The following is a 24,887-nucleotide window of genomic DNA, read 5'->3' on the forward strand; positions in this document are numbered from 1 at the left end:
ATCCGCGTCTCAGTCAAAACTGGGAATAATGTTGGCCTTGTCGATCATGTCGATCGGCAACAGGAACTCATGGTCGTCTACCTGCACCACGACGTCCTGCTCTTCTACACCGCGTAGAAGGCCCTGAAAGTTGCGCCGACCTTCAAAAGGCGAGCGCAGCTTGATCTTTACTTGTTCACCGGCAAATTTTGCAAACTGCTCAAGAGTGAACAGCGGGCGTTCCATGCCAGGCGAGGAAACTTCAAGCGTGTATTCAACGGAGATTGGATCTTCAACATCCAGCACACCGCTGATCTGACGGCTGACGATGGCGCAATCGTCCACCAGTACGCCGCCTTCTTTATCGATATAAACGCGCAACATTGAGTGGCGACCTTGAGCCGAAAACTCAATACCCCAGCATTCATAGCCTAGGGCCACGACCACCGGGGCCAACAAGGCCTGCAACTCTTCTAGCTTGCTCGACACCTGAACCCCCTCGTGCATGTATGTGCATGCTATGCAAAATAAAAAAATGGGCGAAACGCCCATCCTTGAAACGCCGTCGAACAGCGGCGTAGAAAGTGTCCAGCTAACAAAAAGCCCCTTAAAAGGGGCTCCTTAAACTGGTTGCGGGGGCCGGATTTGAACCGACGACCTTCGGGTTATGAGCCCGACGAGCTACCAGACTGCTCCACCCCGCGACAAAGCTGGGGCGGAAGTATACGACCGATCCCTTATAGGGTCAATGTAACCTTCCACCTGCAAGAAAGCCCGCAACAGCGGGCTCTCCTGACTAATTGGTACCGAGAAGGGGACTCGAACCCCTACACCCTATGGGCACAACCACCTCAAGGTTGCGTGTCTACCAATTCCACCACCTCGGCAAAACTACGTTTGAAACCCTTCTTACTTCTGCTCTTGAGCTGGAGGCACGTCAGTCGCTGGGGTAGCCGACTTTTGCTCTTGAAGCACCGGGACATCATCAGAAGCCGGTTGTTGTTGCTTAGGTACTTCCAACACTGCTGGATCTGGCAAACCTGCTTGAGTCAGCTGATGAGCCTTCTCTTTAGCAAAGTAACCTAACCCCAAGCTGGTTATGAAGAAACCGGCGGCAAGTATAGCAGTAAACTTACTAAGAAAGGTAGAGGAACCTTGGCTTCCGAACACAGTATTTGAAGCACCTGCTCCGAAAGACGCGCCAGCGTCCGCACCTTTACCCTGCTGCAGCAAAACCAGAGCAACTACGCCCAATGCACCCAGCAGATGAAAAACGACTACGACTGTTTCCAGCATTTTTTCAGTTTCCCGCGGCGCGACAAATCGCACCGAACTCATCTGCATTCAGGGAAGCTCCACCAATGAGCCCCCCATCGATATCCGGCATGCCGAACAGTTCGACCGCATTGGCCGCCTTCACGCTGCCGCCGTATAGAAGCCGCACACCTCGTGCGACTTCAGAATTCTCTGCCGCCAACTGCTCGCGAATGGCTTTATGCACATCCTGAGCCTGTTGCGGCGTTGCAGTCAGTCCGGTACCAATGGCCCAGACAGGCTCGTAAGCAATGACTGCCTTGGCAAAGGCACCTACACCCAGCTCCTCGATGATGCTGCCCAGCTGACGCCCGACAACTTCAAGAGTTTTTCCAGCTTCGCGCTGCTCGAGGGTCTCCCCTACACACAACACCGGAATCAAGCCACATGCCTGTGCCGCTGCGAACTTGCGATTCAGCATCCCGTCTCGCTCACCCATTATCTGGCGGCGTTCGGAGTGCCCGACAAGTACCAGGGAACACCCTGCATCTACCAACTGACTCGGTGCAATCTCACCGGTCAATGCACCTTGCATGGATTCCACCGCAGAATTCTGCGCGCCGATCGAAATCGACTTGCCTTTCAAGCCATCAATCACTTGATTGATATGCAAGCAAGGCGGGAATACCGCGATATCAACACCGCTAGGCAAGGCCAGATGACGAAGACCGTTGATCAGCTCAGCGACGCTGGCGCGGGTACCGTGCATCTTCCAGTTACCAGCTACCATAGGGCGACGCATGCTGTACCTCGTCGGTCAAAGTGGGCGCAGATGTTACCCAACACAATCATGGCTGGCAAGCCGAATCAGGCAGAAACTTCACTTACCAGTTTTGCCAGTTCTTCGGCATAGCTGCGAACCTGAGTTTCGTCCTCACCTTCGACCATTACACGCACCAGCGGCTCTGTGCCGGACTTGCGCAAAAGCACCCGGCCGCGACCTGCCATTGCCTGGGTTACCCGAGCACTGGCCTCCTTGACAGCCGGATGCTCAAGCGGGCTTTCGCCGCCAGCGAAACGCACGTTGATCAGCACCTGAGGACACTTGCGCAGCGCCTGACGTGTTTGCGCCAGCCCTTCGTTACGGGATTTAAGCGCCATCAGTACCTGCAGCGCTGCGATGATCGCATCACCGGTGGTGGTGTGATTGAAGCAAACGATATGTCCGGAGTTCTCACCACCCACCAGCCAATTTCGCTCAAGCAGTTCCGCAATCACATAGCGATCGCCCACATTGGCGCGAATGAATGGAATCGAGAGTTCGGCCAGTGCCAGCTCAAGCCCCAGGTTACTCATCAGCGTACCGACGACACCGCCCTGCAATTTCCCACGCTCATGCAGATCCCGCGCAATAATGAACAGCAACTCGTCACCATCGACGATGGCACCGGTGTGATCGACCATCAACACCCGATCACCATCACCATCAAAGGCGATACCCAGATCAGCATGCTCGGCCAGAACAGCAGCTTGCAGCTGACCCATATGGGTCGAACCGCAGTTGTCATTGATATTCAGACCATTGGGCTGAGCCGACAGCACAACCACTTCTGCGCCCAACTCGCGGAAAACACTAGGAGCCACCTTGTAGGTCGCACCGTGCGCGCAGTCGATGACGATCTTCAGGCCAGAAAAACTGGTACCGGTCGGCACGCTGCTTTTGCAGAACTCGATGTAGCGGCCAGAGGCGTCATTGATGCGCGACACCTTGCCGATCTTGCTCGACTCCACAACGGTCATCGGGGTGTCGAGCAACTCTTCGATCATCAGTTCCAGCTCATCAGGCAACTTGGTGCCTTGGCCGGAGAAAAACTTGATACCGTTATCGTCGTGCGGATTGTGCGAAGCGCTGATCACGATCCCGGCTTCGGCCTGGAAGGTACGCGACAGATAGGCAATGGCCGGCGTTGGCATCGGGCCGAGAAGCATGACGTCGGCACCCGCCGAAGTCAGACCAGCCTCGAGCGCAGACTCAAACATATAGCCAGAGATCCGCGTGTCCTTGCCGACCAGCACCTTGCAGGCGCCCATTTTGCGAAACGCCATCCCCGCCGCCCAGCCTAGCTTGAGCATAAAGTCAGGGGTAATCGGGTATTCACCGACACGACCACGAATACCGTCAGTGCCAAAATACTTCTTGCTCATAAGTGCTCCATCATTCTTATTCGGCTGATTCCACGGCCGCGAGCATGCGCACCACGTCCACCGTTTCTGCCACATCATGGACGCGCAATATACGCGCACCTTTCACCGATGCCAGTGCAGCCAGCGCCAGTCCGCCGTGCAGGCGCTCACCAACAGGGCGGTTAAGCGCCTGGCCGATCATGCTTTTGCGTGAAACACCCACCAACAGCGGACGCCCCAGCGCATGCAAGGCCTCCATATGCTTGAACAAACTCAGATTGTGCTGCAGGGTTTTGGCGAAACCGAAACCGGGATCAAGAATGATCCGCTGCGCAGGAATACCTGCCACCGCACACTGCGTCATACGCTCGGACAAAAACTCGCTGACTTCCCGAGTCACGTCCTGATAGTGCGGATTGTCCTGCATATCACCCGGCTCGCCGAGCATATGCATCAGGCAGACCGGCAGGCCGGTCGCCGCAGCGGCATCCAGTGCGCCATCACGGCGCAACGAACGCACATCGTTGATCAATCCTGCGCCGAGGCGCGCAGTCTCGCGCATCACCGCAGGGGTCGACGTGTCGACCGAGATGATCACGTCCAGTTCGCGATTGATCAACTCCACAATCGGCGCTACGCGCTCCAACTCTTCCAGCGGGGAAACCGCACGAGCACCAGGGCGGGTCGATTCACCGCCGACGTCGATCAAAGTCGCGCCGGCTGCCACCATGGCTTCGGCGTGACGCAAGGCCACGTCAAACTGGCTGTAACGGCCGCCGTCGGAGAAGGAATCGGGAGTGACATTGAGAATGCCCATGACATGCGTCTGGGCCAAATCAAGAACCCGGTTGCCACAAGGCAACCGGGTCAGGGACTGAGCAGAAGTCATTTCAAACCTTAAACGTCAGCAGCCGGACCGCCAATCGGTGTTTCCGGACGCTCATCCTGGACCACTGGAGGTGGCGTACCAGTACCGGTACCGCCCGTCCAGTCGCGAGGCTCGCGAGGAGTGCGACCCGCCATGATGTCGTCGATCTGCTCGGCATCGATCGTTTCGTACTTCATCAATGCATCAGCCATGGCATCGAGCTTATCGCGGTTATCCGTGAGGATCTGCTTGGCCGTGCCATAGCACTGGTCGATGATGCTGCGCACTTCGGAGTCGATCAGCTTGGCTGTCTCACCGGAGAAGCTTGCATTCTGACCACCGCCGCCGCGACCGAGGAACACTTCGCCCTCTTCTTCGGCATACATCAGCGGACCGAGTTTTTCCGACAGCCCCCACTTGGTCACCATGTTCCGTGCAATCTGACTGGCACGCATGATGTCGTTGGAAGCACCGGTGGTAACACCGTCGAAACCAAGGGTCATCTCTTCAGCGATACGGCCGCCGTACAGCGAACAAATCTGGCTGATCAGCGCGCGCTTGGACAGGCTGTAGCGATCTTCTTCCGGCAGGAACATGGTTACACCCAGCGCACGACCGCGCGGAATGATCGAGACCTTGTACACCGGATCATGCTCAGGCACGACGCGACCAACGATCGCGTGTCCGGCTTCGTGATAAGCGGTGTTCTGCTTTTCTTTCTCGGACATGACCATGGATTTGCGCTCGGCGCCCATCATGATCTTGTCTTTGGCCAGTTCGAATTCTTTCATTTCAACGATACGCTTGCCGCTGCGCGCAGCGAACAGGGACGCTTCGTTGACCAGGTTTGCCAGGTCAGCACCGGAGAAGCCCGGAGTACCACGTGCGATGACTGCCGGAGCAACGTCGTCACCCATGGGCACTTTGCGCATGTGAACCTTGAGGATCTGCTCGCGACCACGGATGTCCGGCAAGCCAACCACCACCTGACGGTCGAAACGACCCGGACGCAGCAACGCAGGGTCGAGAACGTCGGGACGGTTAGTCGCAGCAATCACGATGATGCCGTCGTTCATTTCGAAGCCGTCCATCTCGACCAGCAACTGGTTGAGGGTTTGCTCGCGTTCGTCGTGACCGCCACCCATGCCGGCGCCACGATGGCGACCGACGGCGTCGATTTCGTCGATGAAGATGATGCACGGTGCGTGTTTCTTGGCCTGTTCGAACATGTCGCGAACGCGGCTGGCGCCGACACCCACGAACATTTCAACGAAGTCGGAACCGGAGATGGTGAAGAAAGGCACCTTGGCTTCGCCGGCAATCGCCTTGGCGAGCAAGGTTTTACCGGTACCCGGAGGACCGACCATCAGCACACCACGAGGAATACGGCCACCCAGGCGCTGGAACTTGCCCGGATCGCGGAGGAATTCCACCAGCTCGCCAACCTCTTCCTTGGCTTCGTCGCAACCGGCGACGTCAGCCAGAGTGGTTTTCACCTGGTCTTCGGAGAGCAGGCGTGCCTTGCTCTTGCCGAAACTCATCGGTCCGCCCTTGCCGCCGGCACCGCCCTGCATCTGGCGCATGAAGAACATGAACACCGCGATGATCACCAGGATCGGGAAGCTGGCCACCAGAAGCTGGGTCCAGATGCTCTGCTGTTCCGGCTGCTTGCCTTCGACCACAACGTGGTTGTCGACCAGGTCACCGATCAGGCCATTGTCCTGAATCGCCGGACGAATGGTCTTGAAGCTGTCGCCATCGTTGCGCTTGCCGGTAATCACATAGCCATCAACCGCTACGCGCTCGACCTTGCCATCCTTGACCTGCTGGATGAAGTCGGAATAGTTGAGGGTCTGCGGCTCGTTAGGGCTGGAGAAGTTGTTCATCACCGTCACGAGGACTGCCGCGATGATCAACCACAGGATCAGATTCTTTGCCATATCGTTCAATTAACTACCCTCTGAAGCAAGCTCCGCTACTGGCGCGCGCTTCGCATGATATTCACCGGCCTAACTTACTACATTACCTACAACTCTGGCAGGCGCCGTCTGTAACCCTTTGTGAAACACTTTCTACACAATATTCGCTTATGCACGCGGGGCGAAATACGAAAAACCTATCACCCCACGAAAAAATCTCGTTTTACTCATCACCGCCGCGGTAACCCCAAGCCAGCATGTATTGCTCGCGGGAACTGCCACGGGAGGAGTCTGGCTTGATCATCTGAATCTTGTCGAATTTCCGACGAGCATCCTTCAGGTACACATCAAACCCTTCGCCCTGGAAAATCTTGATCACGAAATTACCACCCGGCTTGAGGATCCGTTCTGCCAGATCAAGTGCCAGCTCACAAAGGAACATCGCCTTTGGCATGTCCACTTCAGGCGTACCACTCATATTGGGGGCCATATCGGAAATCACAAGGTCCACCTGCGAATTACCCACGGCCTCAAGGATCCGCGCGAGCACTGCGTCCTCGGTGAAGTCGCCCTGGATGAAGGTCACGTCCGGAATGCTGTCCATTTCCAGAATGTCCGAAGCGATCAGGCGCCCCTGACCACCGATCAGCCGGCTAGTGACCTGCGACCAGCCACCGGGCGCCGCGCCCAGGTCGACAACGCTCATGCCGGAACGGATCAGCTTGTATTTTTCCTGGATCTCCAGAAGTTTGTAACTCGCACGCGAGCGGTAGCCATCCTTCTGCGCCTGCTTCACATAAGGATCGTTGACATGTCGTTTCAGCCAACCAAGGCTTGTCTTGGAACGCGCCATTGGGCACCTCGATGATTAGGGTCGTGATTTATTGGGCGGATCCACGAACCCTCGGGTAAAATGGCCGCCATTTTACAGAATCCAGACGAAAGGGTCAGATTATGCCGCTCACTCCAGAGCAGAAGAAACAGTACAAATCCATTGGCCACCATCTGAAACCGGTTTTGACGGTGGCTGACAACGGTTTGACTGAGGGTGTGTTAGCCGAACTCGAACGCGCATTGGCGGATCACGAGCTGATCAAGATCAAGCTCAACATCCTCGATCGCGAGTCGCGCCTGGCGCACATTGCCGAACTGTGCAAGGTCGGCAAAGCAGACCTGGTACAGGTCATCGGCAAGATGGCACTGGTTTACCGCAAGAACTTCAGCGTCAACAAGCAGCTGTCGAACGTTCATCGCTTCAAGTGATGACAAGGGTCAAGGGTGTGCTTCGCGCACCCTGCCACTCGATCCCGGGACCGGCTGCAGCACCAGCACCACACCGGAAAAGCCCAACACCAGAAAACTGAATTCCTGCCAGCGCTGCGCTTCAGGCCAGCCGACACGCACTGCGACAAACATCGCACACGCGTATAACGCCATCAGCAACACCTGCCCGCGAAAATCCCGCCATAGACTGACAAGGCCATCGGCCTTTACCAGCACCAAAGCCTGAAAAATCACACAGGCGGCGGCGAATCCCATCACCGGCACTTGTACTGCGCTTGCCACCTCATCGATCAACAGCGGTGCCAGACCAATCCTGTCCAACACCGACTGCAGACCGAGATGAATCAACCAGAAGCCACCGACCCACAACGTCTGGGTCAGTTGCCAAAGCATGGCGCCCGCGAGTAGCGGGCGCCTGCCTTCAGATGTGACGGACTTCGACAATCTCGTACTCGATAACGCCGCTTGGCGTCTTCACGGCAACCACATCGCCCTCTTCCTTGCCGATCAAGGCGCGGGCCAGAGGCGAACCGACCGAAATCTTGCCGAGTTTGAAGTCAGCCTCATCCTCACCCACGATGTGGTAAGTGACGCTTTCATCGGTCTCGACATTGGCGATTTCGACGGTGGTACCGAAGATCACTTTGCCCGTGTGCGGAATGGTCGTGACGTCGATGATGACCTGATTCTGAATCCGGCCTTCGATGTCACGGATCCGCGCCTCGACCATGCCCTGCTGTTCGCGGGCGGCATGGTATTCGGCGTTTTCCTTCAGGTCACCCAACTCGCGAGCCGTACCGATGTCCTGGCTGAGCTTCGGACGAACGACCTTGGTCAGATGAGCGTGTTCTTCTTCCAGGGCTTTCGCGCCCTGGACGGTCATTGGATATTTGATCATGCCTTCAATCCTGCGTGTAGATCCTGCAAGCGGCGCACGGTCTTCTCGGGACCGAACTTCAGCGCTTCACAGATAGCTTCGCCCGCAGCAATGGTGGTGGTGCAGTAGATCTTGTGCTGCAGGGCATTACGGCGAATGGAGTACGAGTCAGCGATCGACTGACGACCTTCGGTGGTGTTGATGATCAGGGTGACTTCGTCATTCTTGATCATGTCGACCACGTGCGGACGACCCTCGGTCACCTTGTTCACACGGCGCACTTTCAGACCTGCGGCTTCGATCAGCTTGGCAGTACCGGCAGTGGCAACCACTTCGAAGCCCAAGTTGATCAGATCACGGGCCACGCCTGCAACCAGTGGCTTGTCATCGTCACGCACGCTGATGAACGCGGTACCGCCAGTCGGCAGCACTTCGCTGGCGCCCATCTGGGCCTTGGCGAATGCTTCACCGAAGGTGTCGCCCACGCCCATCACTTCACCGGTGGACTTCATCTCTGGGCCGAGGATCGGGTCAACGCCAGGGAATTTGGCGAACGGGAACACCGCCTCTTTCACGCTGTAGAAGTTCGGGATGATTTCCTTGGTGAAGCCGATTTCCTTCAGGGTCTTACCGGCCATCACGCGAGCAGCGATCATCGCCAGGGACACACCGATGCACTTGGACACGAACGGTACGGTACGGGAAGCGCGCGGGTTGACTTCGATGACGTAGATGTCTTCGCCTTGCAGCGCCAACTGCACGTTCATCAGACCGACAACGCCCAGCTCCAGGGCCATTTTCTTGACCTGCTCGCGCATCTCGTCCTGGATGTGCGCCGGCAGCGAGTACGGCGGCAGCGAGCAAGCGGAGTCACCGGAGTGAACGCCAGCCTGTTCGATGTGCTGCATGATCGCGCCGATCACCACGTCCTTGCCGTCGCAGACCGCATCCACGTCCATCTCGATGGCGCAGTTGAGGAAGTGGTCGAGCAGCACCGGGCTGTCGTTGGACACTTGCACCGCGTCACGCAGGTAACGCTTGAGCTCGTCTTCCTTGTAAACGATTTCCATCGCGCGGCCGCCCAGTACATAGGACGGGCGCACCACCAGCGGATAACCGATCTTGGCAGCAGCACGAACAGCCTCGTCTTCGCTGCGCACGGTGGCGTTTGGCGGCTGACGCAGGTTCAGGCGCTCAACCATTTGCTGGAAGCGCTCACGGTCTTCGGCACGGTCGATGGCATCAGGGCTGGTACCGATGATCGGCACGCCCGCCGCTTCCAGGGCGCGAGCCAGTTTCAGCGGAGTCTGACCGCCGTACTGGACGATTACGCCTTTCGGCTTCTCGACGCGGCAGATTTCCAGCACGTCTTCCAGGGTCACCGGCTCGAAGTACAGACGGTCGGAAGTGTCGTAGTCGGTGGAAACGGTTTCCGGGTTGCAGTTGACCATGATGGTTTCGTAGCCGTCTTCGCGCAGGGCGAGGGCAGCGTGCACGCAGCAGTAGTCGAACTCGATGCCCTGGCCGATACGGTTCGGACCGCCACCCAGGATCATGATCTTGTCGCGACCGGACGGCGCGGCTTCGCACTCTTCCTCGTACGTCGAGTAGAGGTAAGCGGTGTCGGTGGCAAACTCGGCCGCGCAGGTGTCAACGCGCTTGTAGACCGGGAACACTTCCAGCTTTTGACGGTGAGTACGCAGGTTCTTCTCGGTCACACCCAGCAGCTTGGCCAGACGCTGATCGGAGAAGCCTTTGCGCTTGAGCTTGAACATCAGGTCGCGGTCGATAGCGGACAGACCGAGGGTCTTGACCTTCTCTTCTTCCTTGATCAGATCTTCGATCTGCACCAGGAACCACGGGTCGATCATGTTCATGCCGAAAATGTCTTCGACAGTCATGCCGGCACGGAAAGCGTCCGCCACGTACCAGATACGCTCGGCACCCGGCACGGTCAGTTCGCGCTTGAGCACGCTCATGCTTTCCGGGTTGCTCAGGTCGAGCTTCTCGTCCAGACCGCACACGCCGACTTCCAGACCGCGCAGGGCTTTCTGCAGGGATTCCTGGAAGGTACGGCCGATGGCCATGACTTCACCCACCGATTTCATCTGGGTGGTCAGGCGGGCGTCGGCCTTGGCGAATTTCTCAAAGGCAAAGCGTGGCAGCTTGGTCACAACGTAGTCGATCGACGGTTCGAAGGACGCCGGAGTCTTGCCGCCGGTGATGTCGTTCGACAGTTCGTCGAGGGTGTAGCCCACAGCCAGTTTGGCCGCGACTTTGGCGATCGGGAAACCGGTGGCTTTCGAAGCCAGCGCCGAGGAACGCGATACGCGCGGGTTCATTTCGATCACGACCATACGGCCAGTGTTCGGGCAGATACCGAATTGAACGTTGGAACCACCGGTCTCGACGCCGATCTCGCGCAGAACTGCCAGGGAGGCGTTACGCAGGATCTGGTATTCCTTGTCGGTCAGGGTCTGAGCCGGAGCCACGGTGATGGAGTCACCGGTATGCACGCCCATCGGGTCGAAGTTTTCGATCGAGCAGACGATGATGCAGTTGTCCTTTTTGTCGCGGACAACTTCCATTTCATATTCTTTCCAGCCGATCAGCGATTCGTCGATCAGCAGCTCTTTGGTCGGCGACAGGTCCAGACCACGGGCGCAGATTTCTTCGAACTCTTCACGGTTGTAGGCGATACCGCCACCGGTGCCGCCCATGGTGAAGGACGGTCGGATGATGCAAGGGAAGCCGAGGGTTTCGAGAACCGCGTAGGCTTCTTCCATGCTGTGGGCGATACCGGAACGCGGGCACGCCAGGCCGATGGATTTCATCGCCTTGTCGAAACGCGAACGGTCTTCAGCCTTGTCGATGGTGTCGGCGTTGGCACCGATCATTTCCACGCCGAACTTCTCCAGAACGCCTTCGCGCTCCAGGTCCAGGGCGCAGTTCAGAGCAGTCTGGCCGCCCATGGTTGGCAGCACTGCATCCGGACGTTCTTTTTCGATGATCTTGGCCACGGTCTGCCACTTGATCGGCTCGATGTACGTGGCGTCAGCCATGTCCGGGTCGGTCATGATGGTGGCCGGGTTGGAGTTCACCAGGATGACGCGGTAACCCTCTTCGCGCAGGGCTTTGCAGGCCTGGGCGCCGGAGTAGTCGAATTCGCAGGCCTGGCCGATAACGATCGGGCCAGCGCCGAGAATCAGGATGCTTTTAATGTCTGTACGTTTTGGCATGGGTTTGTCACTCAAATCCGCAGGTCAGTCGGCAAGCCGTCTTGATCGATTTCTGAAGCCCTGAGGGGCGCCACCGGTGTCGGGGCCGCCCTCGAGGGCTTCTCGCTACAGTCTCAAGGCGAACGCTTAGCGTCGCTTGGCCATCTCGTTGATGAAGCGGTCGAACAGTGGAGCCACATCGTTCGGGCCCGGGCTCGCTTCAGGGTGGCCCTGGAAGCTGAACGCGCTCTTGTCGGTGCGCTCGATGCCTTGCAGGGTGCCGTCGAACAGCGATTTGTGGATCGCGCGCACGTTGGCCGGCAGGGTCGCTTCATCTACCGCAAAACCGTGGTTCTGGCTGGTGATCATCACCACGCCAGTGTCCAGATCCTGTACCGGGTGGTTGGCACCGTGGTGGCCGTGGCCCATTTTCAGGGTCTTGGCGCCGGAGGCCAGGGCCAGCAACTGGTGACCGAGGCAGATGCCGAATACCGGAATCTCGGTTTCCAGCACTTCCTTGATCGCCTTGATCGCGTAATCGCATGGCTCCGGGTCACCAGGGCCGTTGGACAGGAACACGCCGTCCGGCTTGAGGGCCAGCACGTCGGCCGCCGGGGTTTGCGCCGGCACCACAGTGACGCGGCAGCCGCGCTCGACCAGCATGCGCAGGATATTGACCTTGACGCCGTAGTCGTAGGCAACCACGTGATAAGGCAGCTCGGAGGCATCGATAGTCGCGTGGCTGTCGGTCTTCAAGTCCCAGACAGTGGAGCGCCATTCGTACTGTTCTTTAGTGCTGACGACTTTCGCCAGGTCCATGCCTTTCAGGCCCGGGAAGCCTTGCGCAGCGGCAATTGCCGCTTCTTCGGAGATGTTGTCGCCGGCCATGATGCAGCCGTTCTGTGCGCCTTTCTCACGCAGGATGCGGGTCAGGCGACGGGTGTCGATACCGGCGATCGCCACAACGTTGTTGGCTTTCAGGTAGTCGGACAGGGACATCGTGTTACGCCAGTTGCTCGCTACCAGCGGCAGGTCACGGATGACCAGGCCAGCGGACCAGACGCGGTCGGACTCGGCGTCTTCCGGCGTGGTGCCGGTGTTGCCGATGTGCGGGTAAGTCAGGGTAACGATCTGTTGGGCGTAGGAAGGATCGGTAAGGATTTCCTGATAGCCGGTCATTGCGGTGTTGAACACCACCTCACCAACGGTTTGACCGTCGGCTCCAATGGCTTCGCCGCGAAAAATGCTGCCATCAGCAAGGGCGAGTATGGCTGGCTTAGTCAAGAAGACCTCCCGTAAATAACGCATGAAAGGGCAATCGCAGGTTGTAAAAAAGCGGAGTGACGTATGGACACGTCACCCCGCTTCTTCACTGAATTATTCTGCGCGCTTTTAGTGGACACACTAAAGCTGTAGCTTACAGAAAAAGGCTTTTTTGGTCCACCGCTAAAGAGCCTTAAAGGCCGGAGAATGCGACAGGCCGTCGCGCGGTAGAGAAAAACCAGCGCAAACAGGGCGTTTGCGCTGGGTAAAACAGTCAATCAATGCAGGTCGAGCACGTCCTGCATGTCATACAGACCCGGCTCGCGACCATCCAGCCACAACGCCGCACGCACTGCACCCTTGGCGAATGTCATGCGGCTGGAAGCCTTGTGCGTGATCTCCAGACGTTCGCCCTCACAGGCGAACAGCACAGTGTGATCACCCACCACATCACCACCACGAACGGTAGCGAAACCGATGGTTTCGCGCTCCCGCGCACCGGTGTGGCCTTCACGACCGTAGACCGCGACCTTCTGCAGATCACGATCCAGCGCATCGGCGATCACTTCGCCCATGCGCAACGCCGTGCCCGAAGGGGCATCGATCTTGTGCCGGTGATGCGCCTCGATGATCTCGATGTCGGCCTCATCGCCAAGCACCCGGGCAGTCATCTCGAGCAGCTTCAGCGACAGATTGACCCCGACACTGAAGTTGGCCGCGAAAACGATCGGAATGTCCTTGCCCGCCTCGGCCAGCAACTGTTTCTGCGCAGCATCCAGCCCAGTGGTGCCGATGACCATGGCCTTGCCGGCCTTGCGGCAGAACGCGAGGTTTTTCAGCATGACTTCCGGCAGCGTGAAGTCGATCAACACGTCGAACTCTTCAGCCACCGACTCCAGGTTGCCGGACAACGGCACACCGATACGCCCCAGCGAAGCCAGCTCACCGGCATCAACCCCGATCAGCGTACTGCCGGGACGAACGATCGCCGCGGTCAGGCCGGTCAGCGGCGCGCGCTGCTGCACGGCCTCGACCAGAATCTTGCCCATGCGCCCGGCGGCGCCCATCACAGCTATACGTCGCATGCCGACTCCTTACAGATCGCCGAAGAAGCGCTTCACACCATCGAACCAACCGGTGGTTTTCGGCGAGTGGCTGTTGTCGTCCGCCAGGGAGCTGCGGAACTCTTCGAGCAATTCGCGCTGACGACGATTCAGGTTGACCGGGGTTTCGACGGCCACACGGCACATCAGGTCGCCCGCACCACCGCCCCGCACCGGCGCCACACCTTTGCCGCGCACGCGGAACTGCTTGCCGGTCTGGGTGCCTTCAGGGATTTTCAGTTTGACCCGACCGTCGAGGGTCGGAATTTCCAGCTCGCCGCCGAGTGCCGCATCGACGAAGCTGATCGGCACTTCGCAGAACAGGTGTTTGCCATCGCGCTGGAAGATGTCGTGCTCACGCACGTTGATGACGACATACAGGTCGCCCGTCGGGCCACCCTGCGTACCGGCTTCGCCTTCGCCGGACAGGCGAATGCGGTCACCGGTATCGACGCCAGCCGGCACCTTGACCGACAGGGTCTTGTACTCTTCCACGCGACCGTCGCCGTGGCAGGAGTCGCACGGATCGGAAATGATCTTGCCCTGGCCATGGCAGCGCGGGCAGGTCTGCTGCACCGAGAAGAAACCTTGCTGCATGCGCACTTGGCCGATACCGCCGCAGGTCGGGCACGTCGATGGCGACGAGCCTTTCTTCGCGCCGGAACCGTCGCATGGCTTGCAGTTGACCAGTGTCGGAACGCGGATATTCACGGTGGTACCGCGTACCGCTTCTTCCAGATTCAGCTCCAGGGTGTAGCGCAAATCGCTGCCACGCTGGGCGCCGCCACGGGAACCGCCGCGACCGCCACCGAAGAAATCACTGAAGACATCGCCAAAGATGTCAGAGAAATTCTGCCCGCCGAAACCGGCGCCGCCACCACCCATGCTCGGGTCGATGCCGGCATGACCGTACTGGTCGTACGCCGCGCGCTTGCTGGAATCGGACAATACTTCGTAGGCCTCGTTGGCCTCTTTGAACAGTTCTTCCGACGCTTTGTCATCGGGATTACGGTCAGGGTGGTGCTTCATCGCCAGACGACGATAGGCCTTCTTCAGGTCCGCATCGCTTGCGCCACGCTCAACACCCAACACTTCGTAATAGTCACGCTTTGCCATAAGTCATTTGCACTCTTGAGGACGTCCGGCAAACCCCTCCTGAGGATGGCCAAACTCGTTGAGCCCCAATACAGGCCCGGACCCAACTCACGTCAATTCAACGATCCTGGTCTTTGTTTCTTGTGGTACTTGCGGCGCGAAAAGCAGGAGCATTTCCGGCCATACCAGCAACACACGAGGCTTGTCGCATGCTGTAAAAATTCACGTATTCCAGATACGCCAACGCGGGAGCAAGCTCCCGCGCGGCGACATCCTACCAGTCACCGCCGCAAGGCAGTCAACCGGCCGACCAACAACTTACTTGTGGTCTTTGACTTCTTCGAACTCGGCATCGACAACATCGTCAGCCTTTTCAGCTTTCTCGTCGTGCGGTGCCGCGCCTTCAGCAGGCTGAGCCTGTTCGGCGTACATCTTCTGGGCAACCGGAGCCGAGACTTTCGACAGCTCTTCAACCTTGGCTTCGATGGCAGCCTTGTCGTCGCCTTTTACAGCGGCTTCCAGTGCAACCACGGCAGCCTCGATCGCGGTCTTCTCTTCGGCGGTGACTTTGTCGCCCGCGTCAGCAACCATTTTACGAGTCGAGTGAACCAGTGCATCACCCTGGTTACGGGCAGCAGCCAGCTCTTCGAACTTGCGGTCTTCCTCGGCATTCGCCTCGGCGTCACGCACCATGCGCTCGATTTCTTCGTCGGACAGACCGGAGTTCGCCTTGATCACGATCGACTGAGTCTTGCCGGTCGCCTTGTCTTTCGCGCCGACGTGCAGGATGCCGTTGGCGTCGATGTCGAAGGTCACTTCGATCTGCGGCACGCCACGTGGAGCAGGTGGAATGTCGGCCAGGTCGAACTTGCCCAGAGACTTGTTCTGCGCAGCTTGCTTACGCTCACCTTGCAGGACGTGAATGGTCACGGCGCCCTGGTTGTCGTCGGCAGTCGAGAACACTTGCGATTTCTTGGTAGGAATCGTGGTGTTTTTCTCGATCAGCGCAGTCATCACGCCACCCATGGTTTCGATACCCAGGGTCAGCGGGCTGACGTCGAGCAGCAGAACGTCTTTCACGTCACCGGCCAGAACCGCACCCTGGATGGCAGCACCCATGGCAACCGCTTCGTCCGGGTTAACGTCTTTACGTGCTTCTTTGCCGAAGAAATCGGTAACCAGCTTCTGTACCAGCGGCATACGGGTCTGACCGCCGACCAAGATCACGTCGTTGATCGCGCCAACGTCGATACCGGCGTCTTTCATGGCGATGCGGCAAGGCTCGATGGTGCGCTGAACCAGGTCTTCAACCAGTGCTTCGAGCTTGGCACGCGAGATTTTCACGTTCAGGTGCTTAGGACCGGTCGCGTCTGCAGTGATGTACGGCAGGTTGACGTCGGTCGACTGAGCGGACGACAGCTCGATCTTGGCTTTCTCAGCGGCTTCTTTCAGGCGCTGCATGGCCAGCGGGTCACCTTTGAGGTTCATGCCGCTTTCTTTTTTGAATTCGTCAACGAGGTAGTCGATCAGACGAATGTCGAAGTCTTCACCGCCGAGGAAGGTGTCACCGTTGGTGGCCAACACTTCGAACTGGTGCTCGCCGTCAACTTCAGCGATCTCGATCACGGAAACGTCGAAAGTACCGCCACCCAGGTCGTAAACGATCACGGTGTGATCGCCCTTGGCCTTGTCCATACCGTAAGCCAGAGCGGCTGCGGTTGGTTCGTTGATGATACGTTTAACGTCCAGACCGGCAATGCGGCCGGCGTCTTTGGTCGCCTGACGCTGGCTGTCGTTGAAGTAGGCCGGAACGGTGATCACCGCTTCGGTCACTGGCTCGCCGAGGTAGTCTTCGGCGGTCTTCTTCATCTTCTTCAGAATTTCAGCCGAGATTTGTGGCGGCGCCATTTTCTGGCCGTTCACTTCTACCCAAGCGTCGTTGTTGTCAGCCTTGACGATCTTGTAAGGGACCATCTGGATGTCTTTCTGCACAACTTCTTCGTCAAAACGACGACCGATCAGACGCTTGACCGCGTACAGCGTGTTGTGCGGGTTGGTCACTGCCTGACGCTTGGCCGACTGACCTACCAGGATTTCGCCATCGTTGGCGTAAGCGATGATCGACGGCGTGGTGCGCGCGCCTTCAGCGTTTTCAATAACTTTGGCTTTGCCGTTTTCCAGCACGGAGACGCAGGAGTTGGTAGTCCCCAGGTCGATACCGATAATTTTGCCCATGTTCACTCTCCCGAAACTTTGGATTTTTTTGCCGCAGCAGTGGTGGCTAACTGCGGTAATACTTAAACGCTTGACTTCTAAATGGGGGCCTTGCGGCTAATTTCAAGCCTTCTCGTCAATCGAAGGCGAAATCGGTGCCGGCGCCTTGCTGACCACAACCATCGCCGGACGCAACAGGCGGCCATTGAGCTGATAGCCCTTCTGGAACACCTTCAGAACGCTGTTCGGTTCGACGTCGGCGCTTTCCTGCATGGCCATCGCCTGATGGTGAACAGCGTTGAACGGTTCGCCATGCGGATCGATCGCTTCAAGCTGGTAGCGCTTGAGGGTGTCGTGGAACATTTTCAGGGTCAGCTCGATGCCTTCGCGCATCGGACGGATGCTTTCGTCGTCCGGGCTCGAAAGCTCGAGGCCGCGCTCCAGGCTGTCGACGATCGGCAGCAGGTCACTGGCGAATTTTTCCAGCGCAAACTTGTGCGCCTTCTCGACATCCTGCTCGGCACGACGGCGGACGTTCTGCAGATCGGCAGCTACGCGCAGCGACTGATCCTGCGCGGCGGCCAACTGCTCTTCGAGCACTTGTACACGGGTCGCCAGGTCGTCACCCGAAGTCTCGGGCGCCTGATTGGCATCTGGATTTTGCGTATCTACTGTCTGTTCGTCAGCCATAGAATTCTCCTTTCAATTACGTCCGCGAGCTGTACTCGCGCTTCTGCCCCGATATATGGGGCCGCAAAATCAGGCTTCAAGGGCCTGCAATGATTAACCCTACAAAAAAGTGCTGCATTGTCATTCCAGGTCGAACTAAGCATTTGATCGGATCAAGCAAATCGAGCTAAGCGAGCCCATTGTCAGCCCGAAACAAAACACTGTATAAATAACCAGACCTAAAGCCTGGGAGCGGCCTTTATGCTGGTGCACCTGTCCGTACACAACTACGCCATCGTTGAACATCTCGATCTCGAACTCGATCGCGGGATGAGCGTGATCACAGGGGAAACCGGCGCCGGCAAGTCGATCATGCTTGACGCGCTGGGCCTGACCCTCGGTGATCGCGCCGACAGCGGCGTGGTCCGCCCTGGCGCCGACAAGGCCGACATCCTGGCCACCTTCGACCTGGTCGACATCCCCGAGGCCCATGCCTGGCTGGCCGAACGTGACCTTGAAAGCGACGGCCCGTGTATCCTGCGCCGGGTCATTACCGCCGAAGGTCGTTCACGCGGCTATATCAATGGCACGCCCTGCCCGCTCGGCGATCTCAAGGCTCTCGGCGAACTGCTGATCGATATCCACAGCCAGCACGAACACCAGTCGCTGCTGAAGACCGATACCCACCGGCGCCTGCTCGATGAATATGCCGGCGCGACCGATCTGGCCCGCCAGGTGCAACTGGCCGCCCAGCGCTGGCGCCAGACCCGCCAGGAACTGGAGCGTCTCTCCAACTCCGGCGACGAACAGCGCGCGCGCCATCAATTGCTCAGCTACCAGCTCGAAGAACTGGAAAACCTCGGTCTCGGCGAAAACGAGCTGGAACAGCTGGAGCAGGAACACAAGAACCTGACCAACGCCGAAACCCTGCTCGGCATTTGCCGACAAGTGGTCGAGCAGTGCAGCGATAGCGATTCCGGCAATGTGCTGAACGCGCTGACCGCCAGCCTCAACCGCCTGTCGAGCGTGAACAACTCGATTGGCGCGCTGGGCGAAGCCAGCAGCCTGCTGACCAGCGCGCAGATTCAGGTCGAAGAGGCAGTCGGCGAGCTCAATCGCTTCCTCGACAACTTCGATGCCGACCCGGCGCGCCTGCAATATCTGGAAGAACGCCTCGACGCGATCTACACCCTGGCACGCAAGCACCGGATCCAGCCGACCGAAGTCGCCGAGATGCAACAGAAACTGCTCGATGAAATCGAGACATTGAACGCCAATGACGAATCCATCGAACGCTTGGGTGAGGAACTGGCCTCTTATGCGCGTCATTATCAGGAGAAGGCTCGCGAGCTGAGCGACCTGCGCCATCAGGCGGCCGGCAGCCTCGCCAGCGCAGTGGAGCAAGAAATCCAGCGCCTGGGCATGCCGGGCGGTCGTTTTACCATCGAATTACGGGCTAACAGCAGCGATGAGTTGCTGCCTAACGGCCTGGAACAAGTCGAACTGCTGGTCAGTGCCAACCCCGGTCAACCGCTGAAGGCACTGGCCAAAGTAGCGTCCGGTGGCGAGCTGTCGCGGATCAGTCTGGCAATTCAGGTGATCACCGCGCAGACCTCACGGGTGCCGACACTGGTATTCGACGAAGTGGACGTGGGCATCGGCGGGCCAACGGCGGAGATTGTCGGCCAGTTGCTGCGCCGCCTCGGTGATCGCGGGCAAGTATTGACCGTGACGCACCTGCCGCAAGTCGCGGCGCAAGGGCATCAGCATCTGTTCGTGCACAAGGTGCGCGGCGATCAAGCGACTCATACCGCCGTGTCCAAACTGAGCAAGAACGACCGTATAGAAGAAGTAGCGCGGATGCTCGGTGGCATAGACCTGACCAAGGAGTCCCTGGCTCACGCGAAAAAGATGGTGGTCACCGCAAAGGCCTGACCTCAGATTCAGGTACGGCAGAAAGCACGAAGGCGACCCTTGGGTCGCCTTCGTTCGTTTCGCGAACCTGAAATTCGCGCGACATGCTTACTTTTTCTTGCGGACGTACAGCACCAGATTGTGATCAACCATTTCGAAGCCATGCTTCTCGACGATCGATTTTTGAAGTTTTTCGATTTCTTCGTCGAAGAATTCGATGACTTCACCCGACTCCACGTTGACCATATGGTCGTGGTGACCACCGTCGGCCAATTCGAATACCGCGTGGCCACCGTCGAAGTTGTGACGGACCACGAGGCCAGCGGCTTCGAACTGGGTCAGAACACGGTAAACCGTGGCCAGACCGACGTCCTCGCCCGCTTCCATCAACGCCTTGTAGACGTCCTCGGCACTCATGTGACGCTGCTCGGTAGAGTCGAGCATTTGCAGGATCTTGACCCGTGGCAGGGTCACTTTGAGGCCGGCTTTGCGTAGTTCGCTATTTTCAACCATGGTCAGCTTTCTCGCGATGCTGCTTCGCAGCTTCTCTTAATGCGGGTATGATCGGCGTTTACGTTGTCCCAGCCAAGATAGTGGAAGTCGCCCACCGATGCAAAACACCAAGCTCTTGCTAACCAGTTTCACCTTTGTGGGACTGCTCGCACTCGCCGGTTGTTCATTCCCCGGGGTTTACAAAATCGACATCCAGCAGGGCAATGTCGTCACGCAGGACATGATAGACCAGTTACGCCCGGGAATGACCCGCCGGCAAGTACGGTTTATCATGGGTAACCCTCTGCTGGCCGACACGTTCCATGCCGATCGCTGGGATTATCTGTACAGCCTGCAACCTGGTGGCGGTGAACGCCAACAGGAACGCATGAGTGTAATTTTCAACTCTAACGACCAGCTTGTCAGCCTGTCCGGTGACTTTATGCCGGGCGTGAGCCGTGACGAAGCCATTCTCGGCAAGGACAGTGGCACCAGCGTGACCGCCCCTGCTGAAAACGCCGAGAAGCCGAAGCCGGAACAACCTGCCAAGCCAGGCTCCTTGCTGGATTCGATCCAGAAGGACGTGGACGGTGTTGAAACCGTTCCGGTTCCGACGCCTGAGCCGCTGGACACCTCGCCGCAATAATGTGCGAGGCAATAAAAAACCCGGAAATTCCGGGTTTTTTATTGCCTGCGATTTGGCCCATCTACTGATTTCGCGCTTTGGCCTCGGCAGCCTTGGCCGCGCGCAGGCGCCGCACCTCTTTCGGATCCGCCAGCAATGGCCGGTAGATCTCGATGCGATCCCCCGCCTGAATCAGGCGAACCTGCGGATCCGCGATCACTTTGCCGAAGATACCCAGCGGGCACTCGCTCAAGTCCAGCTCCGGGAACTCAGCCCCGATACCGGACTTCTGCACCGCGTCACGCACGGTTGTCCCTTCAGGGACGCAGACCGTGCACAACACCTGACGATCCACGGCGGCATACACCACCTCAATCTCGATCACCGGCTCAACCATGCATCTGCTTGGCGCGCTGGCAGAACGCATCCACCAGCGTATTCGCCGCCTGATTGAACAGTGGGCCGAGTGTCGCGCGCACTATCGGACCGGCGTAGTCGAACGAAAGGTCAAGACTGATCTTGCAGGCCTTCTCGTTCAACGCCTTGAACACCCAGACACCATGCAGCTGGTTGAACGGACCTTCTTCCAGATTCATCTCGATCGACTGCCCCGGCACCAGCGTATTGCGCGTGACGAAGTGCTGGCTGAGACCGCCCTTGGCCACGCCCACGCTGGCGCGCATGTGCTCGGGCGAGCTCTCCAGCACCTCGGCGGAGGAGCACCATGGCAAGAATTCCGGGTAACGCGCGACGTCGTTGACCAGGTCGTAGAGGAATTGCGCCGGGTATGGCAGCAACGCCGAACGTTGAATATGTGTCGTCATGTAAGCGTTACTTCCAGAGCTGAGCGGCAAACACTACAAGAATGCCGATAGGCGCCACGTAGCGCATCAAGAACAAGGACAGGGCAAACAGCAGCGGATTGCGGATCGCCAATTCCTCGCGCACCGCATCACGCCCCATCACCCAACCGGCAAACAGCACAAAACACAGGCCACCGAGCGGCAGCATAATCCGCGAGGTAAAGAAGTCGATCACACCGAAGAAGTCCAGACCGCCCGTCGCACCCCATTGGTAGAGATGGAACAGCCCGCCTTCGTTCACGAAAAATTTGGCGTCCTTCCAGATATTGAAGGAGAACACCGTGCCCAGACCGACGAACCAGCAGATGAATGCCAGCCAGAACGTCACCCAGCCGCGGCTGATTTTGGTGCGCTCAACCAGGTAGGCAACCATCGGTTCGAGCAGGGAAATCGCCGAACTCCACGCCGCAATCGCCACCAGGACAAAGAACACCACGCCCATCAACTGGCCGAATACCACGTTACCAAAGGCAAATGGCAGGCTGACGAACATCAGGCCCGGGCCTTCGCTAGGGTTCAAACCGCCAGCAAATACAATCGGGAACAACGCCAGCCCCGCCACCAGCGACACGAAGGTGTCGAGCAACGCCACACCCACCACGGTCCCGGACAGCGAAGCTTCCTTGGTCATGTAGGCGCCGTAGATCATGATCGAGCCGACGCCCACGCTCAGGGAAAAGAACGCGTGGCCCATGGCCGGCAGCAAGCCGTCGAGGACTTTTTCCGGGTGGAAATCGAACATGAAATGCACGCCTTCCATGAAATGCCCGGTGGTCATGCTGTAAACCAGCAATACCAGCACCATCACGAACAGCAGCGGCATCATGATTCGCAGGCTGCGCTCAAGCCCGGCGACAACGCCTTTGGCAATCACCACCGCCGACAGCAGCATGAAAACTGTGTGCCAAAGTGTCAGGCGCCAAGGATCGGAGATGACATTGCCGAAATAAGCGCCGACTTGCTCCGCCGTAGCGCCCTGGAAGTCCCCGCGCCCCATGTCGATGATGTAATCCAGCGACCAGCCGCCGACCACACTATAGAAAGACAGGATCAACAACGCCGTGATCATCCCGGCAAACGCGCCCCACGACCATTTGCCCGAATGCCCGGCCTCCTGGGCCAGCACCTTCAGGGCGTTCGCCGGACTCTGCCGCGCGCGCCGACCGATCAGGGTTTCAGCCAGCATGACCGGGACCCCGATCAGGGCGATGCAGGCCAGAAACATCAGCACGAAGGCGCCGCCACCGTAGACCCCGACCATGTAGGGGAATTTCCAGATGCTGCCCAGTCCCACGGCCGAACCGGTCGCGGCGAATATGAAAACCCAGCGGCTAGCCCAACTGCCGTGGACAGAAACCTTGTCTGTCGACATCGAATATCACGCCCAAGCATCAGAAAAAGAGGCCGCATTGTCCGGGATTCACTCAACCTGCTCAAGCACGCAGCATCACCGTAGCCGAGGACCGTTTATCTCCATATAATGCCGCCCCTATGGCTAAACAGAAGAAACACCCAACAGGGACCATCGCGCAGAACAAAAAGGCGCGACACGATTACTTCATCGAACATCGGTTCGAGGCTGGTCTGGTCCTGGCCGGCTGGGAAGTAAAAAGTCTGCGGGCAAGCAAACTGCAACTGGTCGACAGTTACGTGCTGCTCAAGGACGGTGAAGCCTGGTTGCTCGGCAGTCACATCACACCGTTGATGACCGCCAGCACCCACGTCATCGCCGACCCGACCCGCACCCGCAAACTGCTGCTCAACAAACGCGAGCTGGAAAAACTCGCCGCTGCCGTGCAACAGAAAGGCTACGCCTGCGTCTGCCTGTCCTTCTACTGGAGCAAGCACATGGTCAAGTGCGAGATCGCTCTGGGCAAGGGCAAGAAGGAATACGACAAGCGTGACACCGAGCGCGAACGCGACGCCGGTCGAGAGCTGCAGCGCGCCGTGCGCAACAAGGGCAAGGAAGAGTAATTTATCCTGCCTGAAAAGATCGCAGCCTACGGTAGCTCCTACACAGGAATGAGAATTTCCCTATAGGAGCTGCCGAAGGCTGCGATCTTTTTGCATCTAAACGCTACATTCCTTTGCGCCGCTCCGCCCGAGCCATGCGCTGAACCTCTTGCCGCACTTCTTCCAGCACCTCCTGCACATACAGAATGTGCCGGCTGGAGACTTCCCGCGCTTGCTCCGCACGCCCCTCGATAATCGCCAGATACAATTCCCGGTGCTGAGAGATCAGCATGTCGCGGGTTTCCGTCCGTTGTTTGTACATGCCACCGATGTTGGTCACGACGTTGCGCTTGAGCAGATCGAACAGCCCGCGAATGGTGTGCAGCAGCACCGCGTTGTGGCTGGCTTCGGCGATCGCCAGATGAAATTTCGCATCCGCCGCACCCTCCTCCACCCGACTCACTTCGTCATGCCGCGTATAGCAATCCTGCAGCTCGTTGAACGCCGCTGTCAGCCATTCGCGATCCACGTCGGTAGCGCGTAATGCTGCGTAATAGGCGCATGATGCCTCCAGAGTGTGCCGAAATTCCAGCAAGTCGCGCTGCGCCTCGGGATTGCTCTCAAGCAGCAGTAACAATGGATCGCTGAACGTCGAACCGAGGGTTTCCACCACATAATTGCCGCCACCCTGACGACTGACCAGCAAGCCCTTGGCCGCCAGTTTCTGAATCGCTTCGCGCAACGACGGGCGCGATACGCCGAACTGCTCGGCCAGCGCACGCTCGGCCGGAAGCCGCTCACCGGACTTCAGCGTGCCCTCGAGGATCATCCCCTCGAGTCGCTCGACAATATCGTCAGACAAACGGCGCTGACGAATCTGATCAAACCCCATAACTCATTTCTCCACGATCCCGACCGCTCGCCGGGCTCTCTATTCTGGCCTATCGGCGCCCCGCCGACACCTGTCAGAGCACATTCGCCAAAGCGGATCAGATGGCATCTGCACCGCTTATTCGACAAAAGTTTCAGGGCGACAAATTGACACACCGATATCAAGGCTTTTACCCTAGCCAACAGCGATTGTAAATTGGTATTACCAATTAACCAAGAACG

At 58.3% G+C, this 24,887-nt stretch carries 24 protein-coding genes and 2 tRNA genes; 4 read left to right on the forward strand and 22 right to left on the reverse strand.

The annotated features are described in order from the left end of the window. Positions 1–9 precede the first annotated feature (9 nt). From rimP to rlmE, 9 genes are all read right to left on the reverse strand, one after another. Positions 10–468, reverse strand: coding sequence for a ribosome maturation factor RimP (gene rimP, locus J5M57_RS05175; protein ID WP_007915250.1), 459 nt, complete (start codon positions 466–468; stop codon positions 10–12). Between the two features lie 138 nt (positions 469–606). Next, positions 607–683 (reverse strand) — tRNA-Met (locus J5M57_RS05180). Between the two features lie 97 nt (positions 684–780). After that, a tRNA-Leu gene (locus J5M57_RS05185) sits at positions 781–866 on the reverse strand. A 22-nt stretch (positions 867–888) separates the two neighbouring features. Beyond that, positions 889–1,275 carry a preprotein translocase subunit SecG gene (secG, locus tag J5M57_RS05190; RefSeq protein WP_027610782.1) on the reverse strand — a complete coding sequence of 129 codons (387 nt, stop codon included), beginning with the start codon at positions 1,273–1,275 and terminating at the stop codon, positions 889–891. A 4-nt stretch (positions 1,276–1,279) separates the two neighbouring features. Further along, positions 1,280–2,035: a triose-phosphate isomerase gene (gene tpiA, locus J5M57_RS05195; protein WP_169843061.1), complete on the reverse strand. Its 756-nt coding sequence runs from the start codon at positions 2,033–2,035 to the stop codon at positions 1,280–1,282. 65 nt (positions 2,036–2,100) lie between these two features. Next, positions 2,101–3,438 carry a phosphoglucosamine mutase gene (gene glmM, locus J5M57_RS05200; protein ID WP_169843205.1) on the reverse strand — a complete coding sequence of 446 codons (1,338 nt, stop codon included), beginning with the start codon at positions 3,436–3,438 and terminating at the stop codon, positions 2,101–2,103. A gap of 16 nt (positions 3,439–3,454) precedes the next feature. Next, complete coding sequence (folP, locus tag J5M57_RS05205; RefSeq protein ID WP_207847776.1) at positions 3,455–4,306, reverse strand: dihydropteroate synthase; 852 nt, start codon at positions 4,304–4,306, stop codon at positions 3,455–3,457. An 8-nt stretch (positions 4,307–4,314) separates the two neighbouring features. Next, a complete protein-coding gene (gene ftsH, locus J5M57_RS05210; RefSeq protein ID WP_064585913.1) occupies positions 4,315–6,225 on the reverse strand; it encodes an ATP-dependent zinc metalloprotease FtsH in 1,911 nt (636 codons plus the stop codon). Positions 6,226–6,427: 202 nt separating this feature from the next. Next, the gene (rlmE, locus tag J5M57_RS05215) at positions 6,428–7,057 is read right to left on the reverse strand and encodes a 23S rRNA (uridine(2552)-2'-O)-methyltransferase RlmE (RefSeq protein ID WP_064585912.1); all 630 of its coding nucleotides are present in this window, start codon (positions 7,055–7,057) and stop codon (positions 6,428–6,430) included. Between the two features lie 101 nt (positions 7,058–7,158). Here rlmE and J5M57_RS05220 point away from each other — a divergent pair, with 101 nt between their 5' ends. Next, on the forward strand, positions 7,159–7,467 hold the full coding sequence (locus tag J5M57_RS05220) for a YhbY family RNA-binding protein (RefSeq protein ID WP_003221534.1): 309 nt from the start codon (positions 7,159–7,161) through the stop codon (positions 7,465–7,467). A 9-nt stretch (positions 7,468–7,476) separates the two neighbouring features. Here J5M57_RS05220 and J5M57_RS05225 read toward each other — a convergent pair whose 3' ends face one another. The 8 genes from J5M57_RS05225 to grpE form a co-directional block, all read right to left on the reverse strand. After that, a complete protein-coding gene (locus tag J5M57_RS05225) occupies positions 7,477–7,881 on the reverse strand; it encodes an MFS transporter (protein ID WP_207847777.1) in 405 nt (134 codons plus the stop codon). A 28-nt stretch (positions 7,882–7,909) separates the two neighbouring features. Continuing rightward, positions 7,910–8,386 carry a transcription elongation factor GreA gene (gene greA / locus J5M57_RS05230; RefSeq protein WP_003221530.1) on the reverse strand — a complete coding sequence of 159 codons (477 nt, stop codon included), beginning with the start codon at positions 8,384–8,386 and terminating at the stop codon, positions 7,910–7,912. Continuing rightward, the gene (gene carB, locus J5M57_RS05235; protein ID WP_064585909.1) at positions 8,383–11,604 is read right to left on the reverse strand and encodes a carbamoyl-phosphate synthase large subunit; all 3,222 of its coding nucleotides are present in this window, start codon (positions 11,602–11,604) and stop codon (positions 8,383–8,385) included. The genes greA and carB overlap by 4 nt, the downstream gene beginning before the upstream one ends. 126 nt (positions 11,605–11,730) lie before the next feature. Then, positions 11,731–12,867: a glutamine-hydrolyzing carbamoyl-phosphate synthase small subunit gene (gene carA, locus J5M57_RS05240; protein ID WP_207847778.1), complete on the reverse strand. Its 1,137-nt coding sequence runs from the start codon at positions 12,865–12,867 to the stop codon at positions 11,731–11,733. A 257-nt stretch (positions 12,868–13,124) separates the two neighbouring features. Further along, positions 13,125–13,931: a 4-hydroxy-tetrahydrodipicolinate reductase gene (gene dapB, locus J5M57_RS05245; RefSeq protein WP_041066780.1), complete on the reverse strand. Its 807-nt coding sequence runs from the start codon at positions 13,929–13,931 to the stop codon at positions 13,125–13,127. Between the two features lie 9 nt (positions 13,932–13,940). Next, on the reverse strand, positions 13,941–15,065 hold the full coding sequence (gene dnaJ, locus J5M57_RS05250) for a molecular chaperone DnaJ (RefSeq protein WP_083367049.1): 1,125 nt from the start codon (positions 15,063–15,065) through the stop codon (positions 13,941–13,943). A gap of 297 nt (positions 15,066–15,362) precedes the next feature. Then, positions 15,363–17,279, reverse strand: a complete 1,917-nt coding sequence (gene dnaK / locus J5M57_RS05255; protein ID WP_064585905.1) for a molecular chaperone DnaK — start codon at positions 17,277–17,279, stop codon at positions 15,363–15,365. A gap of 102 nt (positions 17,280–17,381) precedes the next feature. Further along, entirely contained in the window at positions 17,382–17,948 is a 567-nt protein-coding gene (gene grpE / locus J5M57_RS05260; RefSeq protein WP_207847779.1) for a nucleotide exchange factor GrpE, read from the reverse strand. A gap of 240 nt (positions 17,949–18,188) precedes the next feature. Here grpE and recN point away from each other — a divergent pair, with 240 nt between their 5' ends. After that, the gene (recN, locus tag J5M57_RS05265) at positions 18,189–19,862 is read left to right on the forward strand and encodes a DNA repair protein RecN (RefSeq protein ID WP_207847780.1); all 1,674 of its coding nucleotides are present in this window, start codon (positions 18,189–18,191) and stop codon (positions 19,860–19,862) included. Between the two features lie 87 nt (positions 19,863–19,949). Here the strand turns inward: recN and fur are convergent, their stop codons facing one another. Continuing rightward, the gene (gene fur / locus J5M57_RS05270) at positions 19,950–20,354 is read right to left on the reverse strand and encodes a ferric iron uptake transcriptional regulator (RefSeq protein ID WP_016771770.1); all 405 of its coding nucleotides are present in this window, start codon (positions 20,352–20,354) and stop codon (positions 19,950–19,952) included. Between the two features lie 97 nt (positions 20,355–20,451). Here fur and J5M57_RS05275 point away from each other — a divergent pair, with 97 nt between their 5' ends. Continuing rightward, the gene (locus J5M57_RS05275) at positions 20,452–20,979 is read left to right on the forward strand and encodes an outer membrane protein assembly factor BamE (RefSeq protein ID WP_064585903.1); all 528 of its coding nucleotides are present in this window, start codon (positions 20,452–20,454) and stop codon (positions 20,977–20,979) included. Positions 20,980–21,040: 61 nt separating this feature from the next. Here the strand turns inward: J5M57_RS05275 and J5M57_RS05280 are convergent, their stop codons facing one another. From J5M57_RS05280 to J5M57_RS05290, 3 genes are read right to left on the reverse strand one after another with little or no spacing between them, the layout of a single operon-like run. Continuing rightward, positions 21,041–21,355: an RnfH family protein gene (locus J5M57_RS05280; RefSeq protein WP_207847781.1), complete on the reverse strand. Its 315-nt coding sequence runs from the start codon at positions 21,353–21,355 to the stop codon at positions 21,041–21,043. Beyond that, positions 21,348–21,782, reverse strand: a complete 435-nt coding sequence (locus J5M57_RS05285; protein ID WP_083367051.1) for a type II toxin-antitoxin system RatA family toxin — start codon at positions 21,780–21,782, stop codon at positions 21,348–21,350. Before J5M57_RS05285 ends, J5M57_RS05280 begins: the two co-directional genes overlap by 8 nt. Positions 21,783–21,789: 7 nt before the next feature. Continuing rightward, a complete protein-coding gene (locus J5M57_RS05290) occupies positions 21,790–23,193 on the reverse strand; it encodes a sodium-dependent transporter (RefSeq protein ID WP_207847782.1) in 1,404 nt (467 codons plus the stop codon). Between the two features lie 119 nt (positions 23,194–23,312). Here J5M57_RS05290 and smpB point away from each other — a divergent pair, with 119 nt between their 5' ends. Beyond that, positions 23,313–23,795, forward strand: coding sequence for an SsrA-binding protein SmpB (gene smpB / locus J5M57_RS05295; protein WP_003221505.1), 483 nt, complete (start codon positions 23,313–23,315; stop codon positions 23,793–23,795). 103 nt (positions 23,796–23,898) lie between these two features. Here smpB and J5M57_RS05300 read toward each other — a convergent pair whose 3' ends face one another. Continuing rightward, positions 23,899–24,666, reverse strand: coding sequence for a GntR family transcriptional regulator (locus J5M57_RS05300; protein ID WP_207847783.1), 768 nt, complete (start codon positions 24,664–24,666; stop codon positions 23,899–23,901). Positions 24,667–24,887 lie beyond the last annotated feature (221 nt).

The organism is Pseudomonas sp. 86_A, from assembly GCF_017491705.1.
Taxonomy (GTDB): Bacteria; Pseudomonadota; Gammaproteobacteria; order Pseudomonadales; family Pseudomonadaceae; genus Aquipseudomonas; species Aquipseudomonas koreensis.